Here is a 15,269-nt window from a genome sequence, read left to right as displayed (position 1 = left end):
ATCCTCGCCGAGCATCATGAGATGATTTACCTGGCAAACCGGGGCGCGTTCATATAAGTAACCAAAAGAAAGCGATCCTTGCAGGAGGCTGGCTTGACGGGGTTGCGTAGCCCAATGGTTTCGTCGTCAGGCCCCGGGCTCTGGACTCGTGCCGTTACCAGTTTAGGCGACCACGATACTGCTTGCGACGTTGGTTTCGTGGTGAGGCCCCCGGTAGTAGCATCCCTGCCCATTCGCCCATCTGCCGGTACCGGCTCGAAGCATCACGATATATCACGCCGTGATGGTTGCGTGGTGGGGTGGGCGCGGTGGTGAATCCCTCAAAGCAATTCCGGCGGTGCCACCGCGCCCACGACGGAAACGGGACGCTTGCAACTTCGTGGCCGCCCGCGCCGCGAGCGACAGACGGCATGAAACAAGTGGTGGTGGCTACCGGTGGGGGCCACCACGAATCCCCGGGCATTGGCAGCGTCGTGGTGGTCTAAACTGGTAACGGCACGAGTCAGTTGGCACCCGGGGCCGTACGACGAAACCATTGGGGGGTGTCTCTTGTTGGGTGGGGTTTTATTGCTTCTAGCTGCTGGCGCGGCTGTACGGGGTTGGCCGATTTAGAACGTGTGAGATGTCACTTTTCTTTACTCGTAAAGAGAAGTAACCAAGAGAAAGCGATCCTTGCAGGAGGCTGGCTTGTCGGGGTTGCGTAGCCCGGTGGTTTCGTCGTCAGGCCCCGGGTTTTAATTCACTCGTGCCGTTACCGGTTTGAATGGCCACGATCCAGAGCAGCACGCTGGTTTCGTGGTGAGGCTGCTCGGTAGCAGCATCCCTTCCCATTCGCCCATCTGCCGGTACCGGCTCGAAGCATCACGATATATCACGCCGTGATAGTTTCGTGGTGGGGTGGGCGCGGTGGTGAATCCCTCAGAACTATTCCGGCAGTGCCACCGCGCCCACGACGAAAACGGGACACCTGCAACTTCGTGGCCGGCCACTTCGCGAGCGACAGACGGCCTGAAATTCGTGGTGGTGGCTACCGGTGGGGGCCACCACGAAACCCTGGGCATTGGCAGCGTCGTGATGATCTAAACTGGTAACGGCACGAGTCAGTTAGCACCCGGGGCCGTACGACGATACCATTGGGGTTCCCAATGACGCCACGCCAGCCTCCTGCAAGGATCGCTTTCTCTTGGTTACTTCTCTTTACGAGTAAAGAAAAGTGACATCTCACACGTTCTAAAACGGCAACACCGTACAGCCGCGCCAGCAGCTAGAAGCCTCAAAACCCCGCCCACAGACGAGACCCCCGCGTCAGCGGGCTGCTGCGTCCCCCTGCCACCATCCACCCCCCAGCGCCTGCAGCAGCGCCGCGGAATCGGTAAAGCGGCTCGCGGTCGCCTGCGACAGCGCGAGAGCAGCTTGCCGGTACTGCCGCTCGGCATCGAGCACCGCAAGCTGGCTGACGCCGCCGAGGCGATACTGGCCGGACACGACGGACAGCGTGGCGGCCGCCTGCTTCGCGCTGTCGGCGCGCGCCTGCAAGGTGCCGGCATCGGCTTCCAGCGCCCGCAGCGAATCCGCGACTTCGCGCAGGCCCTGCAGCACCGCTTGCTGGTACGCCGCCAGCGATTGCTCGTAGGCAGCCTCGGCGGCACGCTTGCGCGCCACCAGTTCGCCGCCGCGGAACACCGGCTGCACCAGCCCCGCGGCCAGCGACCACACGTTGAGGCTGTCAAACAAATTGCGCGCGGACAGCGCCTGCGTGCCGGCGCTGCCGGACAGCGTGAGCTGCGGGTAGAGCTGCGCGGTGGCGACGCCGATATTGGCCGATGCCTGGTGCAGGAGCGCTTCGGCCGCGCGGATATCCGGGCGCCGCCGCGCCATGGCGGAGGGCAGGCTCACTGGAAGCGTGGTGGGCAGCGTGAGATCTTCCAGCCGGAATTCGGGCAGCTCGGCGCTGGCGGGCGCCTGTCCCAGGTACACGGCAAGCTGATGCCGCGTGGCCGCAAGCTGCTGAGCCAGGCCCGGCAGCAAGGCCTGGCTCTGCGCCAGTTCATTGCGCTGGCGCTGTGCGTCCACCTGCGCCACGCCGCCGGCGCGCAAGCGCTGCTCGGTGATGGCGAGCTGGCGCTGCTGCGCCGCCACGATGGCCTCGGTGTCGGCCATCTGCGCGCGCAAGCCGGCCTCGCGGATGGCGGCCGTGGCCACGTTGCCAGCCAGCGTCAGGCGCGCGGCCTCCAGCTCGAAGCGTTGGTAGTCCACCGCTGCGCGCAGGCCTTCCAGCTCGCGGCGCTGGCCGCCGAACAGGTCGAGCGTGTAGGAGATTTCCACGCTGGCGCCGTACAGCGTGAACGGCCCGGGGCTGGGGAAGGCGGTGATGCCGAGCGAGTTGAAGTCGACCTGCTGGCGCGTGGTGTTCAGCTTGGCGTCCACGCGCGGCAGCAGGCGCGCGCCGGTGGTGGCCACCAGCTCCTGGCGCGCCTGTTCGATGCGGGCCTGTGCCTGCGCCAGCGTTGGGCTTGCATCCAGCGCCGCGCGGATGGTGCGGTCCAGCGCCGGGCTGCGGAACAGCGCCCACCATTGCGCCGGCACGTCGGCGCCGCTCTCCAGCGTTTGCGCCTGGCCGTGCGGCACGTCGGCGGCGCTGGTACGGGTGGGCTGCGTGCCGGCGGTATAGGACGGCGCGGCGGGCGTGGCCGGCTCGGCGAAGTCCGGGCCCACTGCGCAGGCCGAAAGCATGGCTGCCGCCAGTGCGGCGAGGACCGTGTGGGATGTGGGCTTGCCGTATGGCGAGGCTTGCATGACAGGCTCCCTCAATCCAGCGTGCGGCGATAAAAGCGCACTGCGATGGTCATGACGATTACCGTGAAGAGCGCCATCGGCCACACGTTTGGCCAAAGCTCAGCCCAGCTGTTGCCCTTGAGCAGGATGCCGCGGATCAGGCGGTTGAAGTAGGTCATCGGCAGCACGTTGCCGATCGCCTGCGCCCAGCGGGGCATGCCCTGGAACGGGAACATGAAGCCCGACAGCAGCAGGTTCGGCAGGAAGTAGAAGAACGTCAGCTGCACCGCCTGCAACTGGTTTTGCGCAAGCGACGACAGCGTGATGCCCACCGTCAGGTTGGCGGCGATAAACAGCAGCGCCGCCAGGTAGACCGCCACCACCGAGCCGACGAAGGGCACGTCGAAGACCCAGCGCGCGGCCAGCAGGATGATGGTGGACTGGATCAGGCCGATGAAGATGTAGGGGACGATCTTGCCGCTGATCACCTCCAGCGGCCTGACCGGCGTGGCAAGCAGGTTTTCCATGGTGCCGCGCTCGCGTTCGCGCGTCATCGCCAGGCCCGTCATCATGACCATCGTCATGGTCAGGATCACGCCCATCAGCCCGGGAACGATGTTGTACTGCGTGAGCCCCTCTGGATTGTAGAGGCGCTGCACCTGCACGTCGAACGGCGGCTTGCCGCCCGCCAGGTGCGCCAGCGCGCCCTGCAGGTCCTTGTCCGCGACCGAGACTGGCAGCTGCGCCAGCGCGGCGATGGCCGAGCCGGTGGCGGACGGGTCGGTGGCATCGGCCTCGACCAGCAGCGCGGGGCGCTCGCCGCGCAGCAGCCGGCTGGTGAAGTCGGGCGGGATGGTGAGCACGAACTGCACCTCGCCCTTCATCAGCGCTTCGCGCCCGGCGGCTTCGTCGGGCAGGGTGCCGATCACGTTGAAGTAGGTGGTCGCCTGCATGCCGGCCACGAAGGAGCGGGTGAACTCGCTCTGGTCCGCGGCGATGACCGCGGTGGTGAGGTGGCGCGGATCGGTGTTGATGGCGAAGCCGAACAGCATCAGCTGCACGATGGGCAGGCCAACGATCATGCCGAAGGTGACGCGGTCCCGGCGCAGTTGCAGGAACTCCTTGAGCACGATGCTCCACCAGCGCTGCAGGGAGAGCGGGAAACGCGCGCCGTTGGTGGCCTTGGCAGGTGCGCCGGCGTCGCGCGTCATGCTCGGGCCTCCTTGCCGTCCTGCTTCTGTCTTTGCTTGCCGGCGCGCATATTGTCCTCAGCGCCGCTCATCATGTGGATGAAGACGTCCTCCAGGCTGGTCTCGATCGGCTCGATCCGGTGCTGCGGGCCGGCGATGCGGCGCAACGTGGCTTCCAGTGCGGGCGCATCGTGCCCGGTGACGTGCAGCGCGCTGCCGAACACCACGGTCTGCTCCACGCCCGGTGCGCCCCTTAGCTGATCCGACAGCGCGAAGAGCTGCTCGCCCTGCACGCTCCAAGTGACGAGCTGCTGGCTGGCCACCACTTCGCTCGCGGTGCCCTGCGCCAGCAGCTTGCCGTAGGCGATATAGGCGAGCTTGTGGCAACGCTCGGCTTCATCCATGTAGTGCGTGCTGACCAGCACCGAGACGCCGCGCGCGGCGAGCTGGTGCAGTTGCTCCCAGAAATCGCGGCGCGCCTTCGGGTCGACCCCGGCGGTGGGCTCGTCGAGCAGCAGCAGCTCCGGCTCGTGCAGCAGGCAGGCGGCCAGCGCCAGGCGCTGCTTCCAGCCGCCCGAGAGCGCGCCGGCCAGTTGCTGCGCGCGGCTGGCGAGGCCCAGGTCCTCAAGCGCCCGGTCCACCACCTCGCGGCGCCTCGGCATGCCGTACACGCGCGCCACGAAATCCAGGTTCTCGCGGATGGACAGATCGTCCCAATAGGAGAACTTCTGCGTCATATAGCCCACGCGCCGCTTGATCTCGGCGGTCTCGCGCAGGATGTCATAGCCCAGGCAGGTGCCGGTGCCGGAGTCCGGCGTGAGCAGCCCGCACATCATGCGGATGGAGGTGGTCTTGCCGCTGCCGTTGGGGCCGAGGAAGCCGAAGATCTCGCCGCGCGCGACTTGCATCGTCAGGTTGTTGACGACGTGCTTGTCGCCGTAGTGCTTGTTGATGTCATGCACGTCGATGACCGGGGCGCTGGCATCGCCAGGCACGCCGTCCTGGGGAGCAACGGTTGCGTTCATGGCCTTGCCACCTCGACTGGCTGGCCCGGGTGCAGCTTCGGCGCGTCGGCCGCCGCGGGCCGTGCCTCCACCAGGAACACCAGCTTGCGGCGCGTTTCATTGCTGTAGATCACCGGCGGCGTGTACTCGGCCTGGCTGGAGATGTAGGTGACCGTGGCGGCAATGGGCGCGGCGCAACCATCGCAGCGCACGCGCACGGACTCGCCGTTCTTGAACGCGCCGAGCACGGTTTCCGGCACGTAGAAACGCACCTTGACGTTGCCCGGCGGCAGCAGCCGCACCACCGGGCTGCCCGCGGGCACCCAGTCACCGAGGCGGAAGGGCGTGTCGTAGACCAGGCCCGCCTGGGTCGCGCCCACGGTCTTGCGCGACAGCTTCCACTCGGCCTGCGCCAGCGCGGCGCGCGCGGCGGCCACCTGGGCTTGCTGGGCCGCTTGCTGCGCGGTGCGTCCCGGCAGCCGGGCCACGTCGATATCGCGCTGCAGCTCGCGCACGCGGGCGGCCTCGGAGGCGGCGGTGGCGCGGCTGTCTTCCAGCTGCGCCAGCGCGATTCCGCCGATGGCGTACTGGGCTTCATCGCGCTGGCGTTGCGCGGCGCTGCGCGCGGCGGCGGCTTGGGCCTGCGCCAGCTGCGCGCGGCTCACGTCGATTTCCGGCACCCGCTTGCCGGTTTGCAGGTCGGCCAGCTGGGACTCGGCCGCGCGCACTTGTTCTGCCGCTTGTTGCCGGGCGGCGCGCTCGTCGTCGGCCTCCAGCGCGAACAGCGGCGCGCCACTTGCCACCTGCTGCCCGCGCTGGACGGAGATCTGGTCCAGCCGGCCAGCAAAGGGCGAGGCCACGCTGACGAACTCGCCCTCGACATAGCCTTGCCAGGAGGTGGGCGCCGGCTCGCCACAGGCGGATAGCAGCGCCACGCCGATCAGGGCGGCCGACGGCCAACCTGTACCCAGGGTCGGGGCGGGGCGGGGTGAATCAGGCTGAGCGTGGCGAGGCATGCGGGCTCCGTGGCGGGCAGGCTGGATTCAGGCAGACGGCGGCGCGGCCGACCCGGGCTGCCGTACCGGCGGTACGCCCAGGCCGTGCGCCAGCAGCGCGCTCACGTGGCGCACCAGTGCCTCGCTGTCGATGGCGCCGGCGCCGGGCAGGCGGCGCCAGATATGGGTGGTGGCCAGCGGCAGCAGCGTCAGGCCGATCAGCGACACCATCAGCAGCGCCGGCTCCAGGCTGGCGTTGATCTCGCCGCGCGCGCGCGCCGCCGCCAGCGGGCCGAGCACCAGGCCGGCGCGCTGCAGCGCGATCTTCTGCAGCACGCGCTGGTGCAACTGCCCGTTGGCGCCGACGATCTCGCGGATCCACAGCCCGGGAAACCACGGCGTGGCGGCGGCGGTGCGGATCAGCCGCCCGGCAATGCCCACCAGCATGGCGGCCGGGTCCGCGCTGTCGGCGGCGGCCGGCGCGAATACCAGCTCGACCAGGGGCTGCAGGCGCTCGTCGATCACGGCATCGAGCAACTGGTCGCGGTCGCGGAAGTAGTAGTGCACCAGCGCCGGCGTGACGCCCGCATGGCTGGCAATGGTCTTGATCGCTGTGGCGGCAACGCCACGCTGGGCGAACAGTTCGGTGGCGGCGTCGAGCAACTGCTCGCGCTGGCCAGCGCTGCCCGCATCCCCGGCGGCGGGCCGGCCCGGGCGTCGGCTTGGGGGCGGGTGGTCGGCAGCAGGCGGCATGGCGGCTCCTGAATCTGCAAATAATATTAATTTATGAATTAATTAATTCAAGGCCGATTACAACGTAATGTTGTGGCCACCCGCCTTTGCATCATGTTGCATCGCAGCAATACAAGGTAGACATGTCATAAAGGCTTGGCTATGCTTCGTCCGCCCGTCAGCCGGGCTTGACCCCTATTGCGCCCGCTGCCGTTCCCCGGACTTTTCATGCTGCTTTGTCGCTTCCCAGCCGCCCCAGTGCGGCCACGCCTGTTTTTTGCCACTCGCCTTGCGGGTGTGGCCTTGTCGCTGGCCGGCCTTGCCGGTATGGCGGCCATGCCCGCCCTGGCGCAGGAACAGACCGGGGCAAGCAGCGACGCACCGGTGCAGGCCGAGGCCCCCGAGGACTATGCCTTCCACGGCCAGACCACCTATATCTGGCAGCGCAAGCCGTCCTTCGGCGCGGGCTACTCCGGCGCCAACAGCCTGACGGCGGATCGCGCCAAGAGCTACTCGTTCAGCACGACGCTCGATCTTGGCTTGCGCCTGTGGCGCGGCGCGGAGTTTCACTTCAACCCGGAAGTGACCCAGGGCGTGCCGTTCTCCGAGCTGCACGGCCTGGGCGGGCCGACCAACGGCGAGCTGGCCAAGGTCTCGAGCACCAGCCCGGTGTTCTATCGGGCGCGCGCGTTTATCCGCCAGACCTGGGGACTGGGCGGCGGCAGCGAACAAGTGGACGCCGATTTCAACCAGCTGGCCGGCAGCGTCGACAAGCGCCGCGTGGTGCTGACCGCCGGCAACTTCGGCGTGCTCGACGTGTTCGACCAGAACGAGTACGGCTCCGACCCGCGCACCCAGTTCATGAACTGGTCGTTCATGGCGCACGGCTCCTTCGACTACCCGGCCGATGCGCGCGGCTACAACTGGGGCGTGGCGCTGGAATACATCGGCGACATGTGGTCGGTGCGGCTTGGCCGCTTCCTGCAGCCGCTGGAGTCCAACGGGCTGGAACTCGATACGCGGATGTTCCAGCACTACGGCGACATTCTCGAATTCGAGAAGCGCTACAAGCTGGCCGGCCAGCCCGGCGTGGCGCGCCTGATGCTCTGGCGCAACAAGGCGCGCATGGGCGCGTTCAGCGATGCGCTGCAGCTCGGCGCCGCCACCGGCGCCGCACCGGACGTGGCCAATGTGCGCGAGGAGCACGCCAAGCTCGGCGCGGGCTTGGCGCTGATGCAGCGGGTCAACGATTCACTCGGTGTGTTCGCGCGCGCCAATATGTCGGACGACAAGACCGAGACCTACGCCTTTACGGAAATCGGCCGCCAGGTCGCCGCCGGCGGCGTGCTCAATGGCACTGCCTGGGGCCGCCCGCGCGATGTGGTGGGGTTGGCGGTGTCGGTGAATATGTTGGGGTCGCGGCACCAGGCTTACCTGGCTGCCGGCGGGCAGGGCGCTTTTCTTGGCGATGGCGCGTTGCGGTATGGGCCTGAGCAGATCGTTGAGCTGTTCTATAGCTTCCAGCCGGTCAAGTACCTGAGCATCAGCCCGGACTTCCAGTACATCCGCAATCCCGGCTACAACCGCGATCGCGGGCCGGCGAAGTTCTATGGGGTGCGCTTCCATGCCGAGTTTTGAGCAGGCCAGGATCTTTGCGCAAATAAAAACCCCGGCGTGCGTGCCGGGGTTTTTATTTGCTTCACGCCTTCGCGTTGCTCACTGCCGCGCGTTGCGCCGGTTGTCCGGCCACGGCGTGTTGAAGTTGGTGCGGAACGGATTGATATCCAGCCCACCGCGCCGCGTGTAGCGCGCATAAACCGCCAGCTTCACCGGCTGGCACTGCCGCATCATGTCGGTGAAGATGCGCTCCACGCATTGCTCGTGGAACTCGTTATGGTTGCGGAACGAGATCAAATACTTGAGCAGCCCTTCCTGGTTGATCGGCGCACCCACGTAGCGGATCTGCACGCTGCCCCAGTCGGGCTGGCCGGTCACCAGGCAGTTGGACTTGAGCAGGTGCGAGACCAGCGTTTCTTCCACCGGCGATTCGTCCTGGGCGGCATGCAGCAAGTGCGGCGCGGGCTCATAGATGTCGGTCTCGATGTCGAGCCGGTCCAGCTGCACGCCGTCCAGCTCGCCCATCTTCTGCGTGCCGAGTTCGGCCTCGGTCACCAGCCGCACCTGCACCGTGCCGCCGGTGGCTTCGGACAGGTCATGGTGCAGCAGTTGCTGCAAGGCTTCGGGCGAGGCGATCTTGCTCTGGTTGAACGAATTCAGGTAGAGCTTGAACGACTTGGACTCGACGATGTTCGGCGTGTCGGCCGGAATGATGAAGCTGGCCAGCGCGACCTGCGGCTTGCCCTTCATGTTCAGCCACGACAGCTCGTAGGCGTTCCAGATGTCCACGCCGAAAAACGGCAGCGCGCGGCCTTCCGCCAGCCCGATCTCGGTGCGCTTGGGCTGGCGCGGGATCGGGAACAGCAGGGTGGGGTCGTACTCGGTCTTGTAGGCCGAAGGTTTGCCTAGCGGCGAATGTTCGGGAAGGCTCATGGTTGCCTCGGATGATCAGGACAAGAACAGCTTGTACACGGGGTTCTCGGTCTCTTCCCAGTGTACATAGCCCAGCGTAGCGAGGAAGGCGCGGAAGGCGCGCTTCTCGTTCTTGGGCACCTGGATGCCAACCAGGATGTTGGAGGTGTCGCCGCCCTGGTTGCGGTAGTGGAACAGGCTGATATTCCAGTTCGGGCTCATGCTCGACAGGAAGCGCATCAGCGCGCCCGGACGCTCCGGGAACTCGAAGCGGTACAGCAGCTCATCATGCGCCAGCGCCGAATGGCCGCCGACCATGTAGCGGATATGCTGCTTGGCCAGCTCATCGTTGGACAGGTCCAGCGTATCGAAGCCGTGGCGGCGGAAACCGGCGGCTATCTTCTCGTTATCCGCGCGGCTCGCGATCTGCACGCCCACGAAGATGTGCGCCATGCTGTTGTCGGCGATGCGGTAGTTGAACTCGGTCACGTTGCGCGTGCCGAGCTGCTCGCAGAAGCGCTTGAAGCTGCCGCGTTCCTCGGGGATGCTGACCGCGAAGATCGCCTCGCGCGCCTCGCCCACCTCGGCGCGCTCGGCGACAAAGCGCAGGCGGTCGAAGTTCATGTTGGCGCCGCAGGCAATGGCTACCAGGTGCTGGCCCTTGAGCTTCTCGCGCTCGGCGTAGAGCTTCAGGCCGGCCACGGCCATGGCGCCTGCCGGCTCCAGGATGCTGCGGGTGTCCTGGAACACGTCCTTGACGCCGGCGCAGATGGCGTCGGTGTCCACCAGGATGATCTCGTCGACCAGCTCGCGCGTGATGCGAAAGGTTTCCTTGCCGACCAGCTTCACGGCGGTGCCGTCCGAGAACAGGCCCACTTCCTTGAGTTCCACGCGCTTGCCCGCGTCCACCGAGCGCTTCATCGCGTCGGAGTCCACGGTCTGCACGCCAATCACCTTGATCTCCGGGCGCACGGCCTTGATGTAGGCCGCAATGCCGGAGATCAGGCCGCCACCGCCGATCGCCACGAACACCGCGTGCAGCGGGCCCGGGTGCTGGCGCAGGATTTCCATGGCGATGGTGCCCTGGCCGGCGATGACTTCGGGATCGTCGAAGGGGTGGATGAAGGTCAGCTTGTGCTTTTTCTCCAGCTCCGCGGCGTGGTTGTAGGCGTCGCTGTACGAGTCGCCGTGCAGCACGATTTCCACCCACTCGCCGCCGCGCTCGCGCACCGCGTCGATCTTCACCTGCGGGGTGGTGACCGGCATCGCGATCAGCGCCTTGCACTTGAGCCGCGCAGCCGATAGCGCCACGCCCTGCGCATGATTGCCGGCCGAGGCGGCGATCACGCCACGTTTGAGCTCCTCCGGCGACAGCGAGGCCATCTTGTTGTACGCGCCGCGCAGCTTGAACGAGAACACCGGCTGGGTGTCCTCGCGCTTGAACCACACCTTGTTGCCGGTGCGCGCGGAGAGCAGGGTTGCGTAGGTGAGATCGGTCTCCTGGGCCACGTCGTACACTTTGGCGGTCAGGATCTTTCTCAGGTAATCGGGTTTGCGGGTCATCGTGGACAGCCGGGGCGGGGATTGGCGGAAACCGCTAATGATAAAGGATGGCGGGGTGCGTCGATGACTGCACCCCTGCGCAAGCGGCTGCGAAGGGCAGGCAAGTGCACCTTCGGGCGCTGGCGCGCGCTGCGCACCGCAGCGGCGCAGGCACCGTAGTGGCGCGCCGAAGGGGCGCTTGCGCACCTTGTAGGACGAAGCCCGGTGGACGGTGCCGGAACACTCGTGATACGGTGTAACGCAATGCCTCCCCTACCTCTTATCGAACCGAACACCGCGCTGTTCCTGGATTTCGACGGTACGCTGGCCGACCTTGCGCCGCGTCCTGACCTCGTGCAGGTCGAACCGGAACTGGTGGGGACGCTGCGCGCCCTGCATTTGCATCTGGGTGGCGCGGTAGCCCTGGTTTCCGGCCGGCCGATCGCCGAGCTGGATCATTTCCTGCAACCGCTGCAACTGCCGTGCGCCGGCGTGCACGGCGCGGAGCTGCGCGACGCGGGCGGCCACCGGCTGCGCCAGCCCGACCCGGGCGTGCCCTTGTTGCTCCCGCCGCTCGAATTCCTGGTCGGCGCGCATCCGGGCTTGCAGCTCGAGCGCAAGTCGGTCGCGGTCGCGGTGCACTACCGCGCCGTTCCCCATCTTGAAGGCATGGTGCGCGACTTCGCGGCCGAGCTGGCGAGCGGCGTGCCCGGTATCGAGGTCCTGCACGGCAAGATGGTGGTGGAGCTCAAGCCGGCGGGCATCGACAAGGGCGGCGCCATCGATACTTTTATGCGCGGCCCGCCATTTGCGCGGCGCACGCCGCTGTTTGCCGGCGACGATATTACCGACGAGGCTGGCTTTGCCGTGGTGCGGCGCCTCGGCGGCGTCGGCGTGCTGGTTGGCGAGCGGCCCAGCGCCGCCACCGTCAGCGTGACCGGCCCGGCCGCGCTGCGCTGCTGGCTGCATCGCTCCGCCAAGGCGCTCGAAGTCATGGCCGCCGCGCAGGGCACGCAGATTTCCGGAGCTACATCCACAACGACGTCTTGAGGGGGATTCGCTGTGAGCAACCCATCCACCGAGGGTATTTCGGCGCGTGCCGGAGGTGCCGGCCGCTACGCCGACCCTTCGCTATCGCTGGGCATGATCGGCAACTGCGCGATCTCCGCGCTGGTCGACGGGCGCGGCCGCATTGTGTGGTGCTGCCTGCCGCGCTTTGACGGCGACCCGGTCTTCAATGCCTTGCTCGATCCGGGCGAGAACGCTGGCCACTTTGCCATCGAGATCGAGGACTTCCAGGAAGCGCACCAATGGTACGAGCCCAATACGGCCGTGCTGCGGACCCGGCTGACCGACCAGCATGGCAACTCCCTTGAGATCACCGATTTCGCGCCGCGTTTTTTCCGCCTCGGACGTTACTTCCGCCCCACCTCGCTGATCCGCCGCATCCGGCCGATACAGGGCGCGCCGCGGGTGCGCGTGACGGTGGCGCCGCGTTTCGACTGGGGGCGCATCAAGCCCGAGATCACGCGCGGCAGCAGCCATGTGCGCTATATCGGCGACGGCACCACGCTGCGCATGACCACCGACGCGCCGCTCACCTATGTGCTGTCGCGCACGCCTTTCCTGCTCACGCGCGACCTCAACTTCATCCTCGGGCCTGATGAAACCCTGCAGGGTGGCGTGGAGGAAACCGCGCGCGACTTCGAGCAGGAGACCACCGCTTACTGGAAGATGTGGAGCCGCCGCCTCGCGGTCCCGCGCGAGTGGCAGGATGCGGTGATCCGCGCCGCCATCACGCTCAAGCTCTCGCTCTATGAAGAGACGGGTGCCATCGTCGCGGCCATGACCACCAGCATTCCCGAGGCGCCCGGCAGCGGGCGCAACTGGGATTACCGCTTCTGCTGGCTGCGCGACGCGTTTTTCGTGATCCGCGCGCTCAACAGCTTGGCCGAGGTCGGCACCATGGAGGACTACCTGCGCTGGTTGTCCAACGTGGTGATGCAATCCAAGAACGGCCATATCCAGCCGTTGTACGGCATCGGGCTTGAGCTCGAATTGCCGGAGAGCGTGCTCGACCACTTGTCGGGCTACCGCGGCATGGGCCCGGTGCGCGTGGGCAACCAGGCGCAGGAGCACTTCCAGCATGATGTCTACGGCAACGTGGTGCTGGGCGCGGCCCAGGCTTTCCACGACCATCGCCTGTTGCACCGGGGCGGGGCGGCCGAGTACCACGTGCTGGAAACCGTGGGCGAGCAGGCGGTACGCGTGTTCGGCACGCCCGATGCGGGCATGTGGGAGCTGCGTACCCGCGCCCGGGTGCATACCTCGTCCGCGCTGATGAGCTGGGCCGCCTGCGACCGCCTCGCCAAGATCGGCGATGCGCTGCGCCTGCCCGATCGCGCGGCCTACTGGCGCCAGCATGCCGACGTCATGAAGGAGCGCATCGTGCGCGGGTCCTGGAGCGAGGAGCGCCAGGCGTTCGCCGAGAGCTTCGGTGGGCGCGAGCTCGATGCCAGCGTGCTGCTGATGGCCGAGGTCGGCTTTATCGCGCCGCGCGACGAGCGCTTCATGTCCACGCTCAAGGCGATGGAAGCCTCGCTGTGCGACGGGCCGTACATGCGCCGCTACGAGGCGCCCGACGATTTCGGCAAGCCCGAGACGGCATTCAATATCTGCACCTTCTGGCGCATCGACGCGCTGGCCCGCGTCGGGCGCGCCCAGGAAGCGCGCGAGATCTTCGAGGCCATGCTGGCGGCGCGCAACCCGCTCGGGCTGCTGTCCGAGGATACGCACCCCGTGACCGGTGAGATGTGGGGCAATTTTCCGCAGACCTACTCGATGGTGGGCCTGATCAACGGCGCCGTGCGCCTGTCCGCGCCGTGGGATTCCGTGATTTGAAGGCGCGCGAGGCAAGGCTAGCGCAAAGGAATGTATGGGCAGACTAGTAGCGGTATCCAACCGCGTCGCCGATCCGCGCAACGTCGCCGCGGGCGGCCTCGCCGTGGCACTGGGCGAAGCGCTCAAGGCTACCGGCGGCATGTGGTTTGGCTGGAGCGGCAAGATCGTGGAAGCCGCGCAGGGCGGCACGCCGGGCGAGGGTGAGCTGCATATCCAGCAAGCCGGCAATGTCACGCTGGCCACGGTCGACCTGTGCCGCGAGGACCACGACGCGTACTACCAGGGCTACAGCAACGGCGTGCTGTGGCCGGTGTTCCACTATCGCATCGACCTGGCGGATTTCGACTCCGGCTATCTCAACATCTATCGCCGCGTCAACCAGCTCTTTGCGCGCAAGCTCGCGCCGCTGCTGCGCCCGGATGACGTGATCTGGATCCACGACTACCACCTGATCCCGCTTGCTTCGGAGCTGCGCGCCATGGGCTGTGGCCAGCGCATGGGTTTCTTCCTGCATATCCCGCTGCCCCCGCCGCTGATCCTTGCCGCCATCCCGCAGCACGAATGGCTAATGCGGGCGCTGTTCGCCTATGACCTGGTCGGCTTCCAGAGCCAGCTCGACCTCGAGCATTTCTCGCGCTACGTGCAAAGCGAAGCGCAGGCCGAGCCCATGGGCGAGTATCGCTTCCGCGCCTTCCACCGCACCGTGCGCGCGCAAGCGTTCCCGATCGGCATCGACGTCGACGAATTCGCCGCGCTGGGCCAGTGCGAGGAATCGCGCGAGACGTACGAGATGATGCGCGGCCAGTATTCGACCCGCCGTCTGCTGCTTGGCATCGACCGGCTCGACTACTCCAAGGGGCTGCCGCAGCGGCTCAAGGCGGTCAGGACGCTGATGGCGCAGTATCCCGAGAACCGCCGCAGCGCCACGCTGATCCAGATAGCCGCGCCATCGCGCGAGACGGTGGATGCCTATGCGGATCTGCGGCGCGAGCTGGAAGGGTTGTCGGGGGCGATCAATGGCGAGTATGGCGAGCTGGACTGGATGCCGGTGCGCTACATCCATCGCACCACGGCGCGGCGCCGCTTGCCCGGGCTGTGCCGGGCCTGCCGCGTGGCGCTGGTTACGCCGCTCCGCGATGGGATGAACCTGGTTGCCAAGGAGTTTGTGGCTGCGCAGGATCCGGATGATCCTGGGGTCTTGGTGCTATCGCGGTTTGCTGGCGCTGCCGAGCAGTTGCGGGAGGCGCTGTTGGTGAATCCTTACGATATCAATGCTACTGCGCAGGCGATTCAGCAGGCTTTGCATATGCCTTTGGCTGAGCGGCAGTCTCGGCATCAGAAGCTGTTGGAGCGGATTCGGGCGCAGGATGTGCATTGGTGGAGGCGGGAGTATTTGAGGACTTTGGCGGAGACGGATGGGGGTTAGGGGGGAGGGGTTTTAGCTGCAACTGCAACTGCAACTGCAACTGCAACTGCAACTGCAAAATCAGCTTCAACTGCGGAAGGTCAAAGTCAACTGCAGTTTCACCACCCCTGCGGGGCGGCGACCTACTTTTTTGTCTTGCCAAAAAAGTAGGCAAAAAAGGCGCGCCGGATGGGGC

General features: G+C 66.7%; 11 protein-coding genes. 4 read left to right on the top strand and 7 right to left on the bottom strand.

Going from position 1 to position 15,269, the window contains the following annotated elements:
* Window positions 1–1,305 precede the first annotated feature (1,305 nt).
* From ACYP5B_RS20205 to ACYP5B_RS20185, 5 genes are read right to left on the bottom strand one after another with little or no spacing between them, the layout of a single operon-like run.
* Window positions 1,306–2,796 (bottom strand): efflux transporter outer membrane subunit, encoded by a 1,491-nt coding sequence (locus tag ACYP5B_RS20205; RefSeq protein WP_459570916.1) that lies wholly within the window; start codon window positions 2,794–2,796, stop codon window positions 1,306–1,308.
* A gap of 11 nt (window positions 2,797–2,807) precedes the next feature.
* Complete coding sequence (locus ACYP5B_RS20200; RefSeq protein WP_459570915.1) at window positions 2,808–3,986, bottom strand: ABC transporter permease; 1,179 nt, start codon at window positions 3,984–3,986, stop codon at window positions 2,808–2,810.
* A complete protein-coding gene (locus tag ACYP5B_RS20195) occupies window positions 3,983–4,990 on the bottom strand; it encodes an ABC transporter ATP-binding protein (protein ID WP_459570914.1) in 1,008 nt (335 codons plus the stop codon). The genes ACYP5B_RS20200 and ACYP5B_RS20195 overlap by 4 nt, the downstream gene beginning before the upstream one ends.
* Complete coding sequence (locus ACYP5B_RS20190; protein WP_459570913.1) at window positions 4,987–5,985, bottom strand: HlyD family secretion protein; 999 nt, start codon at window positions 5,983–5,985, stop codon at window positions 4,987–4,989. Before ACYP5B_RS20190 ends, ACYP5B_RS20195 begins: the two co-directional genes overlap by 4 nt.
* Before the next feature lie 27 nt (window positions 5,986–6,012).
* Window positions 6,013–6,717 carry a TetR/AcrR family transcriptional regulator gene (locus ACYP5B_RS20185; protein ID WP_459570912.1) on the bottom strand — a complete coding sequence of 235 codons (705 nt, stop codon included), beginning with the start codon at window positions 6,715–6,717 and terminating at the stop codon, window positions 6,013–6,015.
* 207 nt (window positions 6,718–6,924) lie between these two features.
* On the opposite strand from ACYP5B_RS20185, the gene ACYP5B_RS20180 reads away from it, so the two are divergent.
* Window positions 6,925–8,334, top strand: a complete 1,410-nt coding sequence (locus ACYP5B_RS20180; RefSeq protein WP_459570911.1) for a carbohydrate porin — start codon at window positions 6,925–6,927, stop codon at window positions 8,332–8,334.
* A gap of 78 nt (window positions 8,335–8,412) precedes the next feature.
* Here ACYP5B_RS20180 and queF read toward each other — a convergent pair whose 3' ends face one another.
* On the bottom strand, window positions 8,413–9,246 hold the full coding sequence (queF, locus tag ACYP5B_RS20175; RefSeq protein ID WP_459570910.1) for an NADPH-dependent 7-cyano-7-deazaguanine reductase QueF: 834 nt from the start codon (window positions 9,244–9,246) through the stop codon (window positions 8,413–8,415).
* Between the two features lie 15 nt (window positions 9,247–9,261).
* Window positions 9,262–10,788 (bottom strand): threonine ammonia-lyase, biosynthetic, encoded by a 1,527-nt coding sequence (gene ilvA, locus ACYP5B_RS20170; RefSeq protein WP_400096272.1) that lies wholly within the window; start codon window positions 10,786–10,788, stop codon window positions 9,262–9,264.
* A 243-nt stretch (window positions 10,789–11,031) separates the two neighbouring features.
* On the opposite strand from ilvA, the gene otsB reads away from it, so the two are divergent.
* From otsB to ACYP5B_RS20155, 3 genes are read left to right on the top strand one after another with little or no spacing between them, the layout of a single operon-like run.
* A complete protein-coding gene (gene otsB / locus ACYP5B_RS20165; protein ID WP_459570909.1) occupies window positions 11,032–11,817 on the top strand; it encodes a trehalose-phosphatase in 786 nt (261 codons plus the stop codon).
* A 36-nt stretch (window positions 11,818–11,853) separates the two neighbouring features.
* Window positions 11,854–13,668, top strand: coding sequence for a glycoside hydrolase family 15 protein (locus ACYP5B_RS20160; protein ID WP_459570917.1), 1,815 nt, complete (start codon window positions 11,854–11,856; stop codon window positions 13,666–13,668).
* Between the two features lie 34 nt (window positions 13,669–13,702).
* Window positions 13,703–15,094: an alpha,alpha-trehalose-phosphate synthase (UDP-forming) gene (locus ACYP5B_RS20155; protein ID WP_318237995.1), complete on the top strand. Its 1,392-nt coding sequence runs from the start codon at window positions 13,703–13,705 to the stop codon at window positions 15,092–15,094.
* Window positions 15,095–15,269 lie beyond the last annotated feature (175 nt).

The organism is Cupriavidus sp. 8B (assembly GCF_054589115.1).
The sequence above is the reverse complement of the archived record's forward strand: the minus strand, read 5'-3'. Positions and strand labels throughout refer to the sequence as shown.